The sequence below is a fragment of the Mycobacterium sp. 852014-50255_SCH5639931 genome (assembly GCF_001665605.1).
Taxonomy (GTDB): Bacteria; Actinomycetota; Actinomycetes; order Mycobacteriales; family Mycobacteriaceae; genus Mycobacterium; species Mycobacterium paraffinicum.
In genome coordinates this window covers 161235-182174 of record NZ_LZSV01000011.1, presented here as the reverse complement: position 1 = coordinate 182174, position 20940 = coordinate 161235, and the positions used below count along the sequence as shown (strand labels likewise).

Genomic DNA, 20940 nt, shown 5'->3' with positions numbered 1-20940 from the left:
CGTCCGCACCAAGAAACGAACAAATATGAATAACCCTGTGACGCGGGCTATTTCGGCCGCCGGTCTGGCCGCTCACCTGGGCCGCGGCGTGGGCCGGGTAGCCACCGACGCAGTGGTCGGCAGCCGATTGGGTTTGCCCCGGCGGGTGCGGGACGTCGACGCGGCAGTGCTCTCCAAGGTGATGGGCACCGCCGTCAGAACGGTCCGCATCCTGGGCAGCGACGCGGGGACGTCGTCGCGGGCTCGGCTGGTGCTGACCGGAAAGAATGTCCCCGACTCGGTGTTCGTCAAGCTCGCGGCGAAGACTGCGGCCACCCGGTTGATGGGCGAGTTGGGCCGGCTCGGGCACACAGAGGTGCGGTTCTACCGGCAGCTCGCGCCGCAGATCGTCGGCGCCCCGTATGCCTACGGTGCGGCATTCGACCCGTGGACGGGGCGCTACCTGCTGGTGCTGGAGGACCTTCCCGCCGAGTCGTGCGAGTTCCCCGACACGCTGCACCCGCTTTCGCCCGAGCAGGCCAGCCTGATCGTCGACCTGCTCGCCGACCTGCACGCCACCTTCTGGAACCGCCTCCCCCGTGACGGACGCGGCCCCCTGGGCTGGCTCTACACGCCGTCCGGCGACGTCACTTCCCTGCTGACCGGCTCGCTGATGCACGCCTCGATCAAGCGCCTTGCCGAGCGCACCGAGATCCCCGTCGAAAGCGGCCGCTTCATCGCCGACAACTACCGGGCCGTCGCCGCCCTCATCGACACTCCCCCACACACCGTCATGCACGGCGATGCGCACCCCGGCAACATGTATTTCCACGGCGGCAAGGCCGGACTGCTGGACTGGCAGGCGGTGCGGCGTGGGCACCCGTCGCGGGAACTGGCCTACACGCTGATCACCAGCCTCACGCCCGAAGACCGCCGGGCGACCCAGCGCGAACTGCTCGATGACTACCGCCGCTCGCTCGCCGCGGCCGGTGGACCCGAACTGGACCGCGACGAACTCTGGCTGCGCTTCCGCCAGGCCGCGCTGTACGCGTACGTGGCGCCGCTGATCACCGCGGGCATGGGCGGCATGCAGGTCGAAGACATCGCCATGGAAGGGCTGCGACGCGGTGTCGAGGCGCTCGACGATCTGGAAACGGTCGCGGCGCTGAAGAGTTCGCTTTGAGGCGAGCAAGTTTCGCCGAACCTATTGCGATGGCCGCGGCAAGAGTTACGCTACTTCCCGTAGCGTAATGCTGCGGGTCTTTTGCGCCTTCAGCCCATGGCGGCAAGGAGAGTCTCATGTTCGATCTGAAGATCGTTGGTGGCACCGTGGTCGACGGCACCGGCGCGGAGCGCTATCGCGCCGACGTCGGCATCAAGGACGGCAAGATCGTCGATGTCGTCCGCCGCGGGGACGATGCCCCTGAGATGGGCGGTGAGGCCGCCGAAACCATCGATGCCACCGGCCGGGTGGTTGCGCCCGGCTTCGTCGACATCCACACCCACTACGACGGCCAGGTGAGTTGGGACAGCTTGCTCGAGCCGTCCAGCGGCCACGGCGTCACCACGATCGTGACCGGAAACTGCGGCGTCGGCTTCGCGCCGGTGCGGCCCGGCACCGAGAAGTGGCTGATCGAGCTGATGGAAGGCGTGGAAGACATCCCCGGCACCGCGCTCACCGAGGGCATCACCTGGGGCTGGGAAACCTATCCCGAATACCTGGACGCGATCGGCAAGCACAAGTTCGCGGTCGACGTTGGCAGCCAGGTCGCCCACGGCGCCATCCGCGCCTACGCGATGGGCGAGCGGGGTGCGCGCAACGAGCCGGCCACCCCAGAGGACATCGATGCCATGGGCCGGCTGGTTCGGGAAGCGATCGAGGCCGGCGCGCTCGGATTTTCCACCTCCCGCACGATGGGGCACCGCGCGATGGACGGCGAACCGGTCCCCGGCACCTACGCCGCCGAGGATGAACTGTTCGGCCTCGGACGGGCCATGGCCGCCGGCGGCCAGGCGGTGTTCGAGCTGGCGCCGCAGGGATCGGCGGGCGAGGACATCGTCGCCCCCAAAAAGGAACTGGACTGGATGCGGCGGTTGAGCGGCGAGATCGACCGGTCGGTGTCGTTCGCCCTCATCCAGGTGGACGCCGATCCGAACCTGTGGCGCGAGATGCTCGACCTTTCCGCCGACGCGCATTCTGCGGGCAGCCGGTTGTACCCGCAAGTCGCGGCGCGCCCGTTCGGGATGATGATCGGATTCCAGGGCCACCACGGCTTCAGCCACCGGCCCACCTACCGCCGACTGCAGGCCGAATGCGGCCGTGAGGAACTCGCGCGGCGCCTGGCCGACCCCGCGGTGAAGGCCGCGATCCTTTCCGAGGACGACCTACCCGCCGACCCGACCCTGTTGTTCGACGGGATGTTCGCTTTGGTGCAGCACTCCCTGCATCGCCTCTACTCACTCGGTAACCCGCCGGACTACGAGCCCACCCCGGATCGCACCGTTGCGGCCATCGCTGAGGCCCGCGGCGAGGACCCGCTGTCCACCCTCTACGACCTCATGCTCGAGTCGGACGCGACCGCCATGTTGATGCTCCCCTTGTTCAACTACGCCGACGGCAACTGCGACGCGATCCGGGAGATGCTGCTGCACCCGGCCGGCGTGCTCGGGCTCTCCGACGGCGGCGCCCACTGCGGGATGATCTGCGACGCTTCGTATCCCACGTTCCTGCTCACGCACTGGGCGCGGGACCGGCGCCGCGGCGAGAAGCTGTCGCTGGAGTACGTGATCCGCAAGCAGGCCCGCGACACCGCCCACCTCTTCGGCCTCACCGATCGCGGCACCATCGAGCCGGGCAAGAAGGCCGACATCAACGTCATCGACATGGACGCCCTGACGCTGCATCCCGCCGCGATGGCCTTCGACCTGCCCGCCGGCGGTAACCGGATCCTGCAGGGGGCGAGCGGATACGCGGCCACCATCGTCAGCGGGACCGTGACCCGGCGCGACGACGTCGACACCGGGGCCCGTCCCGGACGTTTGGTACGCGGAGCGCGTTAAGGCTCCCCGCATGAACGCGCCCGCCGGACACCCGACCCGCACCCGCGACGAGGACGCGATCGGCACCCCGCCGGAAAGCCCGACCCTGGTGCCGGCGCAGCGCTATTACTCCCCCGCGTTCGCCGCACTCGAGGTCGAGCGAATGTGGCCGAAGGTCTGGCAGCTGGCGTGCATGGTCGACCACGTCGCCGAGCCGGGCGACTATTTCGAATACCGCTGCGGCCCATACGGTGTGCTGATCGTGCGCGGTGACGACGGGGTGCTGCGCGCTTTCCAGAACGCCTGCCGCCACCGCGGCAACTCCGTGTGCGTGGGTTCGGGCTCGGGGCTGCGGGAGCTCAAGTGCGGCTATCACGGGTGGACCTGGGACCTGGGCGGCACGCTCAAGCGGGTGCCCAACCGCAAGGGCTTCGGGTCGCTGAAGATGTCTGACTTCCCGCTGGTGCCGGTGCGGGTGTACACCTGGGAGGGACTCGTCTTCGTCAATCCCGACGTCGACGCGATGCCGCTGCTCGAGTTCCTGGAGGCGGTGCCCGACGACATCGCCTGGTGCCGGCTGAGCGACTTCCGCTGCTATGCCACGCTGACCGTCGAGGTCGACGCGAACTGGAAGACGATCGCCGACGGCTACAGCGAGACCTACCACATTCAGACGCTGCACCCGGAATTGCTGCGCTGCGTCGACGACATCCATGCGCCACAACAGATCTGGGGCCACACCGGAAAATCCGACCAGCCCTACGGGGTACAGAGCCCACGCTTCGACGGCGCGCTGAGCGACGAAGAAGTCTGGGACGCTTACGTTTACACGCAGGGCGCGCTCATGGGAGCCGCCGAAGGCACCCCCTTTCCCGGCGCCGAACGCCGCCCCGGGCAGACGGTCCAGGATCTGATCGCCGCACACACCCGGGCGTACGCCGCGACCCGCGGCGTGGACCTCGACTGGGCCGACACGGACCGGATCACCCGCCTGCACCAGTACAACGTCTTCCCCAACATGACGCTGCTGGCCAACGCCGATCACCTGACGGTCATGTGCTCGCGCCCCGGCCCCGATCCCGACAGGGGCGAGCTGGTCATGTTCCTGATGACGCGGATGCCGCCGGGCGCCGCGCGCGCCAAGCCGACCGATGTCCGGGTAACCGCCGGTGAGGCCGAGCCCGGCGTGGTACTTACCCAAGACATCCGGCTGCTCGCCGGACTGCAGCGCGGCATGCATCAACCGGGCTTCACCCACCTGGTGCTGTCCGGCGAGGAGCGTCGCGTGATCAACATGCACCGCAACCTGGAGCGCTATCTGGATCTACCCCAGTCTGAGCGAATGAGCGGCGGCCCGGCGAATCAACCGTCGCCAACATAAATTCGTGTAGACACGCCGTAATCGGTCGGATGCGATTTAGAATCCGTTTCGTGATGACCCCGTCAAACCCGTGGGGGGACGACCGAGGGCAACTCGCGCATCAGCTACAGATGCGATATCAACCACTCGCGCGAAGACGCGCGCGGCGAATGTGCCAGAACTTCGAGCGCGTCGGCGTCCGAACCGCTCCCGACCGCGTGAGGGAGATGCTGGCTGGTGCGCCCCTTGCGGCTCACGAAGCGATGGACATCAATTTCGCGCTGATCGCCCTACGGTTCGAGCGTGAAACACGCGCCGCGCGGTACAAGCGGCTGAAGCGACAGGGCACCCGCTCGCTGATGTTCGCCGGTTTGGTCCTGGTGGTGTTGAACTTCCTGATGTGCATGGCCTACGGCCTGCTGAACCTGGCCGATCAGGGCGCGCCCCTCTAGGCCCCTCAGCGCGGGACGACGATGCCGTTGTCGTACGCGTAGACGATCGCCGCGGCGCGGTCGCGCAGGTCGAGTTTTCCGAAGATCCGGCCGATATGGCTTTTGACCGTGACGCCGGAGATGCAGAGTTGGTCGGCGATCTCGGCGTTGGAGAGGCCGCGGCCTATCAATGTCAGTACGTCGAGCTCGCGAGTGGTCAACTCCCCGATCGCGGTGCCACGCGGACCCGGGGCGGCTCTGCGGTAGGTGGTGAGCACGCGCGCGGTGACCGCGGGATCCAGGTAGCTGTCGCCCCTGGCGACCGCGCGCACGGCACGGATCAGTTCCTCGGCGGACGAGTCCTTGAGCACAAAGCCGGCCGCGCCTGCGCGCAGCGCCTCGGACAGCAGCTCGTCCTCGTTGAATGTGGTCAGCGCCAGCACCGGGGGCGCGCCCCCGAGCCTGCGAGTCGCCTCGATGCCGTCGACTCGGCGCATGCGCAGGTCCATCACCACGACGTCGGGTCGGTGTTCGGCCACCGCCGCCGGCACCTCGTCACCGTCGGAGCATTCCGCGACGATGACGAAACCGTCCTTGCGCCGCAAGATCCGGCGTAGCCCCGAGCGCACCAGCTCCTGGTCGTCGACGAGCAGGGCGGTGATCTCGGGAGTCTCTAAGGTATGTGGGATCACGCCTTGCACCACCACGGGCGCCAGCCGGCATCACCTTCGTGCAGCGGTATGTCGGCGCGCACCGACCATCCGTCGTGGGTCGGGCCGGCATCGATGGCCCCGCCCAGCAGCTCGACACGCTGGCGCATGCCGCGCAACCCGCGCCCCTCGGCCGAATGCGGGGCGGCGATCGCCGCCGGTAACCGGTTGTCGACTGTGAGACTCGCCGAGCCCACCGAGATATTCAGCGCCACTGTCGATTTCGAATCCGGTGCGTGTTTGGCGATGTTCGTCAGGGATTCCTGGGTGATGCGGTACAGCGCGAGGCCGACCGCCGCCGAGACGCGTTCGGTGGCGCCGTCGATGCGCAGCACGACGTCCAGGCCGGCGCGCTGAAAATCCGCGACGAGGACGCCGACGTCGTCGATGCCGGGCTCGGGCGTGGTCTGCGCGGATTTCGTGGGCGAGCTGTCCAACAGTCCGACGGTGCGCCGGATGTCGGCCATTGCCTGCCGGCCCAGGCGTTCGGCCTGTTCGAGCGCCTCGACCGCGTCGTCGACGTCGCGGTCCTCCTGCAGTCCGCGACGCGCGCCCGTCACGTGCAGCAAGGTGATGCTGAGCGAGTGGGCGATGACGTCATGCACCTCGCGGGCGATGCGCCGGCGCTCGTCGGCGGCGGCGTGCTCGGCCAGCATCTTCTGCGCCTCGATCTGCTCGGCCAGCAGCAACCGTTGCGCGCGCATGAGGTAGCCGAGCAGCCAACCCGCCGCCACAAAGCCCAGATACAGCACCACCGCGTCCAGGCGGTGCAGTGCGGAAGCGGCGAGCAGCATCGCGGTGGCCGACGCGGCGGACAGCAAGCCGGCCGCAATGGAACTCAACGTCGTCACCGACAAGACCATCAGCACCATCAGCGCCGGGGCGAAATCGGCGTGAATGGGCGTCGACGTCCCGAACAGCATCATGGCGGTGGCCGTCGACCAGGTCGCCCACATCAGCACAGGGCTGAGCTTCATGTTCAGGAAGAAGAACATCAGCGTCGGTGAGATGCATACCGTGAACGCGGCCAGCGCGACGGGCAAGTCGGCGGTGGGTCGCTGCAGGATCGCGATCACGCCACCGACCACCTCGGTTGCGTCGACGGTGATGAGCGCCGCCCAGGTAATGCCGACGGGAATCAATTCGCTTCGCCGGCGAAACTGTTCACGCAAATATCGCGTTGCGGTACGCAACATCGTCCAATCTTAAAAGAGCGCGCTACCTGCCCACATCATGCCGTGGGCGGCAATTGCCTCCGCCCGTGGTAGGAGGCAAAGACTGCACTTCGGCACGACGCGCAGCGGGCGACCGATTTCCTAGCGTCGAGTCATGACATGGACACTGCTGCACGACCGAATGGCCTTCATGGCCGAAGTGATCAAGGCCGCGGAGGCCGATCCCGAGGCGGCACTTGCGTTGGTCGCCAACTCATCCGAGGTGGCCCGGCTCTTCGGTGACGAGGAGGAGCTGCTCCTTTCGCTGGGACAGCGGTGGATCACCATGCTGGTGACCAAGCTGGATCAGGCGGCGCACGAGGGGGTGGCGGCCGAACAGGTGCGGGCCGATCTCGAGGCCGCCGAGCCCGGCCTGCACGCGCTGATACGGATCGGCTCCCGCAGGTCGCTGCGGGTACGTTCCTTGACGCGCGGCGAGCATGTCGCGGTCGGCCTCTTCGGCGGACCGACCGGCGATCGGCAGACCGTTGCATGACGGACGGGGATTACTGACCCGGCTCACCGGCCGCTACGCGGTTCTGATCGTCGGCCTGTGGGTCCTGGTGGCGGCCACCGCCAACCTGGCGTTCCCGCAACTGGAGCGCGTCGTCGACTCGCACGCCAGGTCATTCATGCCAACGGACGCGCCGAGCGCGGTCGCCGCCTCGCGGGCCGCCCAGCTGTTCGATCAGACACCGAGCAACAACTTCGTTTACGTTGTGCTAGAACGCAATCAGGAGCTGACGCCTCGCGACCGTCAGTTCTACAATGCGATGACGACGGCACTGGGCTCCGATCACCGTCACGTGTACGCGGTGACCGACCTGTGGTCGCAGCCCGCCACCGCCGCCGGCGCGCAGAGTTCGGACGGCCGGGCCGTCAGCGTGATGGTGCGGCTGGCCGGAATGCTCGGCACCGCCCAGGCGCGCGATTCGGTGAACGCTGTCCGCGCCACCGTCCAGAACCTCTCACCGCCGGCGGGCCTGGAAGTCCATGTCACCGGGCCGGGCGCCACGATCGTCGACGAGTTCTCCGCGATCGATCGACAGATGCTCGGAATCACCGCCGCCACCATCGGTCTCATTTTGCTGTTGCTACTCGCGGTGTACCGATCGCCGATCGCGGCCGCGATTCCGCTGGTCTCGGTGGGGCTCGCCCTGGCGCTGGCCCGCGCCGTCGTCGCCGCGCTCGGCCAGTCCAATGTGGTTGAGGTGTCGCTATTTTCGGTGGCGCTGATGGCGGCCATGACCCTGGGTGCGGGCACCGACTACGCGATCTTCCTGGTCGGGCGCTACCACGAAGGCCGCCGCCGCGGCGTCGCGCCGGCCCAGGCGTTGACGGAGGCCTACCGTTCCATCGCGCCCGTGGTGATCGGGTCGGCATTGACCGTGTCGGTGGCACTGGCCTGCCTGGTGTTCGCCCAGGTGGGCTCGTTCCGGAGCGCCGGGTTGCCCTGCTCCATCGGCATTCTCGCCACCATGGTCGCGGCGCTGACCTTGACACCCGCACTCATGAGCCTGGCCATCCGGCGGGGATATCTCGAACCGCGTCCGTCGAAGACGGCGCGGCGCTGGCGCCGCGTGGGGACGGCGGTGGCGCGCTGGCCCGGACCGATCCTGGTCACCGCGGGCGGGATGACCCTGCTGGTGGCGCTACCGCTGACCGGCATGCGGGTCGGCTTCAACGAACCCGCCGCCACGCCGTCTGCAACCGACTCCAACCGCGGCTATGTCAGCGCAGACCGGCATTTCGCCGCCAACTCCCTGTTGCCCGATGTTGTCGCGATCCAAGCCGACCACGACCTGCGCAACCCGGCCGGCCTGATCGCCATCGAGCGGATCACCAGGCACATCATGGCCGTACCGGGGGTACGCGCGGTCCAGTCCGCCAGCCGCCCCGACGGCAAGGTGCCCGAACAGGCGACTTTGAGCTATCAGGCCGGCGTGCTCGGCCGCCAGTTCGGCGACTCCATGGATGCGCTGACCCAGCGCCTCAAGCGGGTCTCCGAGCTGGACAGCGCGCTGGCGCAGACCCAGGTTGCGGTGGACGGGCTAGGTAATGGATTGCGCGGTGGCGGTGCGGGATTAGCCGAGGTGTCCGGTGCCGCCGACGACATGCGCGCCGGCATGGACGGCCTGCAGCGCAACGTCACGACAGTGTCGGGTTACCTCGACCCGCTGCGGGACTTCGTCGGGCGAACGCCCGACTGCGCCGCCAATCCGATCTGCTCCACGGTGGACCGCGTGCTCGAGCCGGTCGACAGCCTGGTCCAGACGTCATCGCGCCTGGACGCCGGCGCCGCGAAACTGACTAGCGGCTCCAGCACGGCCGCTACCGCGATGGCCAGTCTGCCGCAGCGCGTGAGCTCGATGAAAGACGCGTTGGGGCAGGCCCGTTCGGCTACCCATGACCTACTGGGCCTGACCGACACGCTCGGACCCCAGATGCGTCAGCTGACCGACTACCTGGACGAGATAGCGACGCAATTTCAGGGCAGTGGGGCGGCGGACTTCTATATGCCGCAGCGAGCACTGACCGATCCGCGGTACACCACCGCGTTGAGTCACTTGATCTCCGAGGACGGCCGCGCCGCTTACCTGCTGGTCTACGGCGACGGTTCGGAGTGGGGCGGTGACGGAGCCAAGCGGGCGGACCAGGTGCGCGCCGCCATCAAGGAGGCCACCAAGGAAGGCACCCTGACGCCGGTGGAGGTCGACCTTGCCGGCGTCGGCCCGGTGACTGCCGATCTGCAGCGCTTCGTCGCCGGTGACACCAAGCTGCTCGTGGGCGCCGCGTTGGTGCTCATCTTTCTGATCGTCACGGCGATGCTGGGGAGCCCGGTCGCGGGCCTTGTCGTCGTAGGGACCGTCGTCACCTCGTACGCGTCGGCTATCGGTGCCAGCGTGCTGATTTGGCAGCACCTGCTGCACCAGAATCTGCACTGGGCCGTCGCCCCGATCGCGTTCATCGCCCTGATCGCCGTCGGCGCGGATTACAACCTGTTGCTGGCGTTGCGCATCAAACAGGAAGCGGCAGCGGGCCTGAAGACCGGCATCATTCGCGCCTTCGGCGGCACCGGCGGTGTGGTCACCGTTGCCGGCATCGTCTTCGGGCTCACCATGCTGGCATTGCTGAGCAGCAGCGTGCTCAGCATCGCCCAGATCGGCACGACGATCGCTGTCGGGCTGTTGCTGGACACCCTGGTCGTGCGGGCGTTCATCGTGCCGTCCATCGTGGCGCTGCTGGGCCGCTGGTTCTGGTGGCCGCGCTCACTCCCCGGTCGGCCCGGCGGTGCCACGAAACTCCCTGAGCAGCAACCGGTTCCGGTCGCTACTGCTGTTGGATGACCGTCGACGGTATCCCGACCAGCACGCCTTCGACGTCGCCGTCGGCGCTCACCAGCAGGCCTCGCCCGGGTGGGAGCGCCTGGGCGCGGACCGAGCGGTTGATCCGGTTTTGCGGGTCGTTGTCCATGTAGAGCTGCCCGACCTTCGCCGAATTCTGGAACCGCATCCACGGATCCATCTGCAGCGTCGCCCAGTTCGCGCTGTTGCGGGTGGTGAACACGTGCAGGCCGATCTGCCGGGCCCGTTCCATCAGCTTCCACAACGCCGCCCCCACCGGAGGCTTGGGCGGGTAGCTCTGATCCGGGCGCAGGTCCTGGACATCGTCGATCAGCACAAAATGCCGGGCGCCTTCCCACGGCTTGAGCGCGCGCAGCTCCTCCTGGCTCAAGCCCTTCGGAGGCAGTCGGGGCAGCAGGATCTGTTGTGCGAGTTGGGTGATCACCTCGTCGATCTCGTCTTGGTCATAGGCGTACGCGCGCACGTAGCCGGGCCCACTCAGATCCCGCAGACCGTGCGGGGCCGTCTTCGGGTCGATGAGCGTCAGCTGCGCTTCCTCGGGGCCGAAGCGGTTCATGATCGCCTCACCGATGGACACGAGCGACAGCGTCTTGCCGCAACCCTGGCGGCCCAGAATCATCAAGCCCGGGCTCTCCCGGAGCTTGAGCGGGACCGGGCCAAGTTCGTGGCGCTCACCGATGGCGAACGCGATCGACAGGTCGTCACCGCTGCGATGCGCCGCGTCGTACTCCAGGATCGCCCGCAACTCGACGCGCTGAGGAAGCCGTTGCAAGGTCGCATGTTTGGTCACACCCGCGACGTCGGCGATCTGCGCGCCGACATCGATGATGCTCACCAGCGCGCCGGTGGCTGGATCGGCGAGCGCCGGGACCCCGATTCGCAGCTCGTGCAGGCTGTCGGTCAGACCAAAGCCCGGGCGGCTCAGCGTCCGCCGGGCGGCGTCGCGCGACTCCAGCGACGAGTGCCCCATCTGGCTTTCGCTCGGGTCGGCCAGGCGCAATTGGATTCGCGCCGTGGCGTTTTGCAACAGGCTCTGCCGCTGCCCGTGGATCCAGCCGCCGGCGCTGCACATCACGTGCACCCCGTACTCGGGACCGCGGCTGCTCAACGAGATGATTCGATCGCCCAGGATGGTGTCTTTCGAATACACGTCGTCGTAATCGTCCACCACCACGAACACATCGCCGAAGGGGTCGGTGGGGTCGGTACCGCCAAGCCCGTCACTGCCCGGCGCGAACCGGCGCTCACGGAAGCCGTCGAGGTCGATCTTCAGCCGCCGGAACGAATCCTCGCGCGCGTCGATCAACGCGTCCATGCTGCTCAAGATCCGCTCGATGCCCTCGGCGTCCTTCGGCGACACGATGTCGGTGACGTGCGGCAGCGACGCCACCTGGGCCAGGGTCGCGCCGCCGATGCAGAAGAACGTCACGCGCGCCGGGCTGTACATCGTTGCGGCGGAGCACATCAGCGTCATCAGGGTGGTCGTCTTGCCGCGTTGCTTGGCGCCTACCACGATGACGTTGCTGCGCAGCGCATCGACGGCGTGCACGATCTGCTTCGACTCCTCGGGGATGTCCATGACGCCCACCGGGAACATCAGGCCCGCGTTCTGGCCGTAGTCGACATGCCACGGCTTGCCGCGGTAGGCCGACACCAGAACGTCGACGGGCTCGGGGTCCTCCAGCGGCTCCAGCCACGGCCGGCGCGGCGACCGGTGCGGGACGTCGTGCAGCGACTCGCGCAGGACGTCGACGACCTTCTTCCGCTTGAAACCGTCATCGTGGTAAAGGAATTCGTCGGGCTCGGTGTCCGCGGCGGCAGCCGCTTCCAGGGCCGCGGCGTCGGATTCCTCGAGCGGCTGGAACTGCCAGTTGTACAGCCGCGGCTTGGTCAGGGTCATGTCGACGGTGGTCGCGACTTCCTTGCCCTTGGGCACTACGAAGGGAGCCGACAGGTAGAAGCAGCGGAACGGTTCGAGGTCGCGCGGCCCCACCTTCAGCAAGGCGAAGCCGTTCTCTTTCGACGGCAGGTGGTAGGCGGCGTCCGATCCGATCACCTCGCGGCTGTCGTCGCCGGACTCCGCGCGCAAGGCGATCCGGAACGCGATGTTGGACTTGACCTTCTGCAGCGACGACAGGTCCAGCCGCTGCCCGCCCAACATGAAGAAGACATTGGCGCCGCGGCCTTCCTGACCGATGTGGATGATCAGGTTGATCCACTTCTCGTGATTGGCAAAGAGTTCCAAGTACTCGTCGACGATGACGAGCAGGACCGGCACCGGTGGCAGGTCTCGTCCGGCCAGCCGGATCTCTTCGTAGTCGTTGGCGTCGCGGGCGCCCACCGAGGTGAACAGCTCGTAGCGTTGCTTGATCTCGCCGTCGATGACCCGGCGCATGCGTTCGGCCAGGTGCCGCTCGTCCTTACCGAGGTTCGACAGGGCGGCCACCACATGCGGGAGGCCCAGGATGTCCTGGGCCGCCGATTCGAACTTCATGTCGACGAAGATGACGTTGAACGTCTCCGGCGAGTGCGTCAGCGCGATGCCGTAGACCAACGACAGGAAGAACTCCGACTTTCCCGAGCCGCTGGTGCCGATGACCACGGAGTGAAATCCGAAGCCGCCGAAGTCTTTCGCGCGGATGATGACGTTCTGCAGCTCGCCGGTGGGTTTCGCGCCGACGGGGATTTCACACCATCTCTCGTCACCGCGGCCACGCCGCTCGGCCCACAACCGGTCGACGTCCAATTGGCGGGGATCGACGATGCCCAGCGCGCGCAGCAACTCGGTGGCGCCGCCGGTCGAATCGGCGATCTCGCTACGCGTGGTCGGTGACCACCGCGCCATCGCCCGCGCATACCGGTAGGCGCGGTGGAGCGACAGCTGGTCGGCGTGGGCGAAGAACTTGTCGCGCACCCGCAGCAGGGGCGCCGGGCGGCCGTCTTCGCCGTCCGCGTCGAAGCCGTTCCGGCCGAATTTGACTTCGCCGTTGACCGGCGCGCTGTGCCGCTCGCCCATCTCGAAGACCTGGTCCTGCGCGAAGCCCACGCCGGTGCCGATTCGGGACGCGATGCGCAGCAAGGTGATTCCGGCCTTGCCGACCTGCCCGACCACGCTCTCCCACGCGTCGGGACTGCCGGTGTTGTCGTCGACGATCACCAGGTGCGGTCCCAGATCCACCGTGTCGCCGCCGGTTTCGAGCGCCGATCCCATCGCGGTCGGGCTGGCCGCCGCGGGGGGCGTCCACGCGCCACGCTTTCCCTTCATGTGCAGTTCGGCGCCGAGGGTCTCCTCCAGCTCCTCGGGCGTGGTGAACACCAGGCGCCGCCAGCCGCACGCGTCGAACAACTCGTCGTGCAGATTGTGCGGTAGCCACACCATCCACGACCACACCTCGGGACTGCGGGTGACCACCATCAATTTGAGGTCGCGCGGGTTGTGGAACACCGCAAGAGAGCACAACACCGAACGCATCAGCGAGCGCAGCCGGTCCAGGTCGTCGCCGACAAAGCTGAAGCCCGGCGCCGACCGCAGGTTGACCACCTTGGCGATGTCGCGAATCTTGCGCTGCTCCAAGATGAAATCGCGCAGTGCCTGTCCGGTGACGGGTTCGAGCTCCTCATCGGAGGCGATGTCGGGCCACGTCACCGACAACACCGAGTCGGGCGCGTGCTGCACCCCGGTGCCCAGCCGCACCTCCAGGAAATCCACGTCGCCGCGGCCGCGTTCCCACATCCGCGGCCCACCGATGATGGCCCCGAGCCCACGCGGATCGGAGTGCAACGCGCTTTGCCATTCCCGCTGCGCGCACACCGCGGACTGGATCTCGTCGCGGTTCGTGTCGAGGTCGCGCAAGTAGCGGCGGCGGCCCTTTTCCATTTCGCCCCAGGTGATCTTGCGCGCACGCCCGAAGCGGCCGGAAAACGCCAGCATGCTGAACGCGCCGATACCCATCAAAGGGAAGAACCCGGTGGAGAGACTTCGGACCCCGGACACGTAGAGCATGACAATGGTGCCGATAAGCGCCACGATCAGCGCCGGCACCCCGATCATCACCCAGATGTTGCGTGGCTCGCGCTCCGGCAAGGCGATCGGCGCATTCGGTGCTACCCGAACGGGTTTCGGCGGCTCGATCTTGACTCGGTTGATGGGAAACGCTTTCTTGGACATCCCCTAGCCTCCCGCCTTCGCTGATGTCGTCACCACGGCCGCCCTTCCCAGCGCCGGCACCGTGTCACGCGCCACGAGCGCCGCTTCCCGCGACAACGCCGGGCCCGCAGCGAAAGTGCGCAGCAACGGCCACGGCGCCTGAACCGCCGAGGCCGGATCGAGCCCGAGCGCGCGCATCGTGTCGTCGTTGGCGGCGATGCCGAACCGCACGCCGTTGTCGGACACCCAGAACAACGACTCGCGGGAATCGGACGTGATGACCCCGCTGGTCGAGGTGACGAAGTTGGCCGCCCCCGGCAGCACCAGCACCTGGTTGGCGACCACCGATGCCGGGTCGCGGTCGTCGCGCACCAGGTGCACGATCCGGTCGTCCAGGTACGAGTACACCGGCAGGCCCCGACCGTTGTAGATGACGACGCGGGCCTGCGGATCCGTGGAGCCCTTCTCCCAGCCGACGCAAGTGGTCGGATTCGCCGCCGTGTCAACGAAATTCAGCCGCTTCGTCGGGTAGTAATCCACGGCCAGCGAGTTCACCTGGGGGATGTTGACCAGCACGTCGGGGGTTACCACGCGGGGTGCCGTCGACCCATAGGAGTTCGCGCTGCGGAGCAGATCGGCGACGAAGCTGGTGATCTTCTGCACCCCGTCGGGCAGGAGCACGTAGAACTGCTTGCCACCACCGGCGGTTTGGGCCTGTAACACCGCGCCCACCTGCGACCCCGAGACCCACGTCGACGGCGCGCCCGCCTGCGGCACGTCCGGGACGCGCAGCGGCTCGGTTGCGGGGAGTCCGTCGTAGAGCGCGCGCGAAATCTCCACTGGCGACGTCACTCCGGGGTCCAGGCCCAGGCTGAGGGTGATCGCCCTGCTGGCCGGATCGACCTGCGAGCGTTTGCCGCCCCAGATCACATACGTGTTGCCCTCGAACGTCACGAGGACTCCCGCATCGTCGGCCAGCGGGGTCGCGCGGCCGCCGCCGTCGAGCGTGCCCTCGATTGACGTGACGACCGGCTTCTCCCCGCTGCGCGGGCGCCCGGCCGTATCGCACACGGCCCAGGCCGAAATCGCGCCGCGATTCACCGGCATCGCCGCCGGCGCACCCGGGATACCGATGAGTGGCCCGGTCGGATACTTCGCGATCTCGCTGCGCTTCACCCACGTCGGTGGGTTCGCCGTTCCGGTGGCCAGCCGGGCGGACGTCAAGTTCAGGGCGGGATAAAGCCGGCCGTCGATGCGGGCGTAGATCGCGCCGGAATCGCGGTCGCCGATGATTGCCGATTCACCCACTGCGCCAGTCGGTTTCAGGACATTCAGCAGCATCATCCAACCGGCGGCGATGGCCACCAACAAGATCGACAACACCAGCGCGGCGGTCTGCTTGCGGTCGTCATGCTTCATCCGCACCGAGAACCGGGTGGTCGCCGCGCGCAGCCGTCGGTTGTAGAACAGGTGACCCGAGTTCTGGTCGCGGTTCGACAAACTCAGCGGCATGCTCAATACCCCTTAGGTGATCGGCGCGGATCGGCCTGCTGAATCCGATCGGCCAAATTCGACGCGTCCGCGGCGACGTGGTAGCGGCCCATCGCGTAGTTGATGAACGCGCACGCCTGCGCCACCAGATTGTGGATGTCGCGTGACGTTCCCGGCTGGTGATAGGCGGCGAATGTCGGCCCGATGAACTGCCAGGCGCCCTTGCTCGGGGTGCCGCGCGCCGCGTTGGAGTCCCAGTCGTTGACGGCGTTTGCGTTGTAGTTGGATTCGCGGCGAGCCACCAGATCCATGCCGCGCTCCCAGCGTGCTCGCGCGGCGGGGTCGTGAATGCCCTTGATATCCAAGGCTTTGCGAATCGCCGCCAAGACCGCCGCCCGCCCGTTGCCCTGGTCGCCTCGCATCGCCGCCCGCCTTTGTCGGTAGCGCAGCCGCCTTATTCGAAGCGCCAGGAGCCGTGCCCGCCGGCGCGAGTTCAGGATGTGCCGGTGCTGGGTGCGCAGCCTCGCCGCCATCCGCGCCATTGCCTCGCGCCGCGCCATCGGGGTATCGGCCGGCGTGGCGTCGGCCTTCGCGTCTTCCAAGACCGCCCTGGTGGCCGTCCTTGCCTGCGCGTGGTCGTCCCGCGCCGTCGCCATGATGCGTGCCAGCGCGCGGTCGGTTTCGGTCGACTGGCGCAGTTCATTCAGCGCGTTCATCGAGCCTTTGGCCGCGGCGGCCGGAAGACCGTCGGTTCTGACCTCGGGGTGTTCCTGCCCGCTGCCGACCGGGGCGGCGATGGTCTCGCCGGCGAACAGGCCATGGCCGCGGGATAGCGCCGTCACCGCCTGCCTCGTCAGCGGATCAGTCAACGACTGCCCCACCCTGATTCCCCTTTTTCCCACACCCTGGCCGCGAAAATTCGTACTCAATAGCATGCACGAATAGGCAGTTCCGCTGTCAATAACGAGTGATTACGTAGCGACCCTACTGCCGGCTGCGTGTACCGACCACTCACCTTCCGGTGGAGTGGGAATGGCTTGCGGTGCCCTTATTCCTTTGCCTCGTCCTCGGTCGGCATGATCACGATCCGTCGGTTCGGCCGGTTGGTGACGACCGTAGGTTTGTCCTCACCGGGCTTTGGCCCCGGCGGGCTCGGCGGCATCGTCAGGCGCCCCTTGACCGGCTGGCCGTTGGGCACGCCCGGGGCCGAGATGCGCTTCTCCGGGGACTTCTCCTTATTGCCGCCGTCACCGTGGGCGCCCATCGCGCCGGGCGGCATCATGCCCATACCGCCCATGCCGGTCTGACCCCCCGTGGTCGGCGCGCCACTGACCGGGGGCATCATGGCCGCCTTCGCCGCCCCGGCCGGGGTCGTCGGCGGGGAGGATGTCGGCACCGGTGGCGGACCCAGCGAGCTGGCCGGGGTGGTGCCCCCGCCGCCGCCCAGGCCCGAGCCACCGCCGCCCGAGCCACCGCCGGCCCCGGCTCCGGAACCTGGGCCGACGCTGTCGACAAGATGCGCGTCGCTGGCAAGCCCGGCTCCGTGGGCCCCCTGAACCGCGCTCATCAGCGGCTGGATAGCGCTTTGGCCCGCCTGCATCGCTTGCTGTGGCAGCTGCGTCAGCGGCTGCATGATGCCGCCGACCGCGCCGCCGAGGGCGCCGGTGATGCTTTGCAGCATCTGCTGCATCATCTGCGGGGCTTGCTGACCGACGTTCTGCATCTGTTGCTGTGATTCAGCTTCGTTCGCAGGGAATTTCGCGGCCGCGTCGGCGGCGTGGGCCCGGCGGTCTGCCTCCGCGGCTGCGGCGTCTGCGGCGTCTTTCGGCACACCGGCGTTGGCAGCGGCTATCGCCGTTTGAGTAGCTGGGCCACCCGCGGGCGACGTGTCGGGCGGGGCGCCTAGCGGTGGCGCGACTGGCGGCAGATCCGCCGGCGCGTCTGCCAAGTATCCATAAACCAACGGATTTGATCGCATCGTCGTCACAGATCCACCCCGCTCCGCTTCTCGCGACACCACGGCGCTGACCGCGGTGGACTCAATTTTCTCACAAGACGTCCTGCGTAGTAGTCACCTTTGCGCCTCGCAATAACGAAACAACACTGACCAGGGCCAACGCCCTCTAAGGGCCGCCCTGGCCGGTGCTGACTTCGAACCAAGCCATGTGGTAATTCGCAAGAAATTCATGCTCGTCGATTAGCGCCTCGATAGCCGCAAGAAGCATCCAATCCACGACCACCGCAAGGTCGTGGTGCGGGTAGGTGTTCAGCACCGTGTGTTGGATATCCGCGATGCATTCGCGCAGAAGTTGATCCTCGTTCTCAAGGACACCCGTTTTTCGCACCGCCGGCGCGGCAACGGCCTGGGCGATTCGCGGTAGGCCATCGCGACGTCGCACAGCCTCTACGAGGGTCGGCCCAAGTTCATCCACGTGGGGCGCAGCGGAGCGCGCTAGGCGATCGCCCGTCAGCGGCGGCTCCTCAGTGCCAGGCTCGCCAACGTAGGCATTCGGATGGTGCGCCGCTGCGACGACGACGGCTCCTAGCAATTCAACCGCGCTGGCATCACGGCGTCGTGTCGACGGTTCAAGCAAAGTGACGTAGGCGGGTAGTCGGACGTGTGGGGGAATCCATCCGCCGGCGAGATCCGTGACCAGCAGAGTGGTGGTGCCGTCGTCCCGTAGACCGGCGGCCCAGGACAGCCGCGGCTCCTGGCGGGCCACCGCATCGACAATCCGTTGCAGCCGTTGCTCTTCGACCGCCCTACTGGACGTGGCGCCGGCTGTCGCCCCGGTTGCCGCGGAGGCCGAGGAGGCGCCCGCCATCGTCGAGGCGCCAGTCCCCGCCTGCCCAGGCGCGGCTCCCTGCGCAGCCCGTTCCACCGGAGAAACCAGCGGTCCACCGGCCGAAGGGGATGAACCCGGCGAAGGCGCGACCGCAGCGCCAGATACCGGTCCCACAGGGCCTGAGGGCATGGTCGGAGGCGCCGCCACCGGAGGCCGCAGGTCAGAGCCATAAGCGGGTAGCGGGCCAGCAGGGCCGCTGGCGCTGGGTACGGCCGGCGCCGACCACGAGCCCCCGGTCACCACCGCAGGCGCTACCGGGGTAGCGCCGCCACTGCCCGGGGCCGCCGCATCCGCCGGTGCCGGTGGTGTGTCCACCGGCGCATTAGCCCCAAGGAATGACCCGGCAGTCGGAACGCTTGGCGCTACAGGCGGAGGAGCCGGAGCAGGCGTTTGGCCAGCCGGCGGTGACCCACCCTCCATAGCATTCATAGCGTTTGTTGACAGCGCTTGGGGACCCGCGCCCGCCGATTGCCCCGTCGCCATTCCGCTCGCGAACGATTGGCCTAATCCGGGCGACATGCCCTGCCCCGGAGCCGCGGGTGACATCGGCGCATTCATCGACGACATCCCGGGCATTGTTGATCCACCTGCGCCTGGGAACTGCGCGTTGGACGGAAGGGCCGGAGAGGCGGTGCCACCGTGTGAGAGCCCACCCGGTGATACGGGTCCCGTCCCGGGGCCCCCAGCGAGCCCCGTGGACGTGGGCGGCAGCGCCTGCGCTGCGGCACCATTGGCAGCCCCACCGCTTCCACCACCACTCGGACCACCCGAAGTTCCCGCCAACGCTGGTGTAGGCCCCTCTACGCCGGGTCCCTGGGCCCCTCCAACTACACCTTGATGACTGCTGGCGCCGCCGGGACCGCCGGCACCACCAACGGCCGGATTCAGGTCGTCCTTGCTGATCGTCTGGGGCCGCGGAACCTCACCAATGCCGGATCCTCTCTCCTGCGCCCAGGCTCGGGCATCGCCATGGATACCTTCATTCACCAGCATCGGCTGCGTAGCAGTCAGCATGCTGTTTACAGCGCAGTCGGATGCGACTTCCGCCTTCGCGTTGCAGGTGGCCTGGACAGCTTGTATTTCGGCCAATTTCGCAGGTTCTGGTTCCTTAGAGGCGAGTATTCGATCAATTTCTTGGTTTCCCTCAGCTGCTACCTGCGCCAACCTTGATCGCAGGGCATCAATTTGATCAGCACACGCATTTAAAGCGGTAGCCTTATCTCGATATTTCTCGGCCAGATCCAAGTGAAATTGTTCACCCTGGTAATAGCGAGCACTGAGGTCCTCTGCCGTCCGGCCCTGGTTGTGTGCCGTCAAGGTACTCCGCTGATTGCGAAGACTCTGTGAATATTGCTGCTGCTGGACACACGCTTGTTTCCAATATTCAGCGGCAGTACGCAGAAACGTCGGTGGATCCGGCCACCAAGGCCCGACGAGTGGGAATGTCCACCTCCCGGGTGGCAGATCAACCCCCACCGCATACCTTTTTCATCGCAGCATCTTTAGCGTTTATGTCATCGACTGCCGCCCGATACTGTTCATCGGTGGCAACGCTGGCGAGCGCGTTCGCATTGCGGTACGCCACCGCGAGCGCATGCGCTGCGTCTCGGGGTTTGGCGTCGAGGGCTGGCGCAGCAGCAGCGGTGTCAAGCATGCCGGCGGCGTTGGAAAGCGCGATGCGGGCCAGGGCTCTGTCAGTCCCGTTAGTTTCGGCCCGAACCGAGCGCGCTGCCAGGTCATACGTGTCACACAATTCCCGTTGGGCCGTCGAGACGTCGCTCGAAGCGTAGGTAGGTGGCGTAGTTGCCGGGGCCGAGGCCGTCGGCCGGGTAAGCACCACGATCAGTGCAGTAAGCGCCACTGCCATGGCTAACCCCGCGACGGCAATGGCTGGCCACATGCTCGGGCGGCGCACGGGTTGCGTCTGATAGGCCGGTGCCCAATGCCCTAGGGGCGGGCCCTCAATCGGTCGCCCGCCGAAGTTAGGAGTGAGGTCCTCCCCCATGCGCCCTCCTTGCATTCAACAACGGTTGCCAGATTGGCACCGATACATCCCCTTTACTAGTGGAACAGGAGATGCGAACGCGGACAAATCACCGCAGGTGGACATACAGATCGAACATCGTTACCGAGACGCGGTCAGAAGCGACTTCGCCGACCCACTGAAGTGCGACGCGGCTGTTGCCACGGGTACCTGCAGGCTCGAATGTTCAGACCCGCGGCGTCCCTGATTGTGTGCCGTCAGCACAGTCCGCTGATTGCGCAAATCCTGCGCGTACTGCTCCTGCTGTCCGCATGCCTGCTTCCGATACTGAGCAGCGTCCCTCAGACCCGCTGGCGGCGCTGGCCACCCAGGTC

15 protein-coding genes are annotated in these 20940 nt (G+C 67.3%); 7 read left to right on the top strand and 8 right to left on the bottom strand.

What is annotated here, in order from left to right; all coding sequences use genetic code 11:
• Positions 1–25: 25 nt before the first annotated feature.
• From A5758_RS06390 to A5758_RS06375, 4 genes are all read left to right on the top strand, one after another.
• Complete coding sequence (locus A5758_RS06390) at positions 26–1162, top strand: phosphotransferase (protein WP_067737884.1); 1137 nt, start codon at positions 26–28, stop codon at positions 1160–1162.
• Positions 1163–1278: 116 nt separating this feature from the next.
• Entirely contained in the window at positions 1279–3039 is a 1761-nt protein-coding gene (locus A5758_RS06385; protein WP_067737881.1) for an amidohydrolase family protein, read from the top strand.
• Positions 3040–3049: 10 nt separating this feature from the next.
• Positions 3050–4399, top strand: a complete 1350-nt coding sequence (locus A5758_RS06380) for an SRPBCC family protein (RefSeq protein WP_067737878.1) — start codon at positions 3050–3052, stop codon at positions 4397–4399.
• Between the two features lie 242 nt (positions 4400–4641).
• Entirely contained in the window at positions 4642–4830 is a 189-nt protein-coding gene (locus tag A5758_RS06375; protein ID WP_231987240.1) for a hypothetical protein, read from the top strand.
• 5 nt (positions 4831–4835) lie between these two features.
• Here the strand turns inward: A5758_RS06375 and A5758_RS06370 are convergent, their stop codons facing one another.
• Together A5758_RS06370 and A5758_RS06365 are read right to left on the bottom strand one after the other, a co-directional pair.
• On the bottom strand, positions 4836–5498 hold the full coding sequence (locus A5758_RS06370) for a response regulator transcription factor (RefSeq protein ID WP_067738336.1): 663 nt from the start codon (positions 5496–5498) through the stop codon (positions 4836–4838).
• Positions 5498–6715, bottom strand: coding sequence for a sensor histidine kinase (locus A5758_RS06365; RefSeq protein ID WP_067737875.1), 1218 nt, complete (start codon positions 6713–6715; stop codon positions 5498–5500). The genes A5758_RS06370 and A5758_RS06365 overlap by 1 nt, the downstream gene beginning before the upstream one ends.
• Positions 6716–6848: 133 nt before the next feature.
• Between A5758_RS06365 and A5758_RS06360 the strand changes: the two genes are divergently transcribed.
• Together A5758_RS06360 and A5758_RS06355 are read left to right on the top strand one after the other, a co-directional pair.
• On the top strand, positions 6849–7229 hold the full coding sequence (locus A5758_RS06360) for a hypothetical protein (RefSeq protein ID WP_067737870.1): 381 nt from the start codon (positions 6849–6851) through the stop codon (positions 7227–7229).
• Positions 7222–10080: an RND family transporter gene (locus A5758_RS06355; RefSeq protein WP_067738333.1), complete on the top strand. Its 2859-nt coding sequence runs from the start codon at positions 7222–7224 to the stop codon at positions 10078–10080. The genes A5758_RS06360 and A5758_RS06355 overlap by 8 nt, the downstream gene beginning before the upstream one ends.
• Here the strand turns inward: A5758_RS06355 and eccCa are convergent.
• From eccCa to A5758_RS26490, 5 genes are all read right to left on the bottom strand, one after another.
• Positions 10064–14266: a type VII secretion protein EccCa gene (eccCa, locus tag A5758_RS06350; protein WP_067737867.1), complete on the bottom strand. Its 4203-nt coding sequence runs from the start codon at positions 14264–14266 to the stop codon at positions 10064–10066. The two genes, A5758_RS06355 and eccCa, sit on opposite strands and share 17 nt — an antisense overlap.
• A gap of 3 nt (positions 14267–14269) precedes the next feature.
• Entirely contained in the window at positions 14270–15757 is a 1488-nt protein-coding gene (gene eccB / locus A5758_RS06345) for a type VII secretion protein EccB (protein WP_067737864.1), read from the bottom strand.
• A gap of 2 nt (positions 15758–15759) precedes the next feature.
• Positions 15760–16671, bottom strand: coding sequence for a transglycosylase (locus tag A5758_RS06340; protein ID WP_369816391.1), 912 nt, complete (start codon positions 16669–16671; stop codon positions 15760–15762).
• Positions 16672–16784: 113 nt separating this feature from the next.
• Positions 16785–17723 carry a hypothetical protein gene (locus A5758_RS06335; protein ID WP_369816389.1) on the bottom strand — a complete coding sequence of 313 codons (939 nt, stop codon included), beginning with the start codon at positions 17721–17723 and terminating at the stop codon, positions 16785–16787.
• Positions 17724–17859: 136 nt separating this feature from the next.
• Positions 17860–18459: a DUF5631 domain-containing protein gene (locus A5758_RS26490; protein ID WP_082939602.1), complete on the bottom strand. Its 600-nt coding sequence runs from the start codon at positions 18457–18459 to the stop codon at positions 17860–17862.
• Between the two features lie 960 nt (positions 18460–19419).
• Between A5758_RS26490 and A5758_RS26485 the strand changes: the two genes are divergently transcribed.
• Positions 19420–19752, top strand: a complete 333-nt coding sequence (locus A5758_RS26485) for a hypothetical protein (protein WP_156622516.1) — start codon at positions 19420–19422, stop codon at positions 19750–19752.
• 295 nt (positions 19753–20047) lie between these two features.
• Here the strand turns inward: A5758_RS26485 and A5758_RS06325 are convergent, their stop codons facing one another.
• A complete protein-coding gene (locus A5758_RS06325) occupies positions 20048–20449 on the bottom strand; it encodes a hypothetical protein (protein ID WP_369816388.1) in 402 nt (133 codons plus the stop codon).
• Between the last annotated feature and the right edge of the window lie 491 nt (positions 20450–20940).

Bases quoted from the DNA above. Each gene is read 5' to 3' on its own strand.
- A5758_RS06390 (WP_067737884.1), top strand. From the start codon at position 26: ATGAATAACCCTGTGACGCGGGCTATTTCGGCCGCCGGTCTGGCCGCT.
- A5758_RS06385 (WP_067737881.1), top strand. From the start codon at position 1,279: ATGTTCGATCTGAAGATCGTTGGTGGCACCGTGGTCGACGGCACCGGC.
- A5758_RS06380 (WP_067737878.1), top strand. From the start codon at position 3,050: ATGAACGCGCCCGCCGGACACCCGACCCGCACCCGCGACGAGGACGCG.
- A5758_RS06375 (WP_231987240.1), top strand. From the start codon at position 4,642: ATGGACATCAATTTCGCGCTGATCGCCCTACGGTTCGAGCGTGAAACA.
- A5758_RS06365 (WP_067737875.1), bottom strand. From the start codon at position 6,715: ATGTTGCGTACCGCAACGCGATATTTGCGTGAACAGTTTCGCCGGCGA.
- A5758_RS06360 (WP_067737870.1), top strand. From the start codon at position 6,849: ATGACATGGACACTGCTGCACGACCGAATGGCCTTCATGGCCGAAGTG.
- eccCa (WP_067737867.1), bottom strand. From the start codon at position 14,266: ATGTCCAAGAAAGCGTTTCCCATCAACCGAGTCAAGATCGAGCCGCCG.
- eccB (WP_067737864.1), bottom strand. From the start codon at position 15,757: ATGCCGCTGAGTTTGTCGAACCGCGACCAGAACTCGGGTCACCTGTTC.
- A5758_RS06340 (WP_369816391.1), bottom strand. From the start codon at position 16,671: ATGCTATTGAGTACGAATTTTCGCGGCCAGGGTGTGGGAAAAAGGGGA.
- A5758_RS26485 (WP_156622516.1), top strand. From the start codon at position 19,420: ATGACTGCTGGCGCCGCCGGGACCGCCGGCACCACCAACGGCCGGATT.
- A5758_RS06325 (WP_369816388.1), bottom strand. From the start codon at position 20,449: ATGGCAGTGGCGCTTACTGCACTGATCGTGGTGCTTACCCGGCCGACG.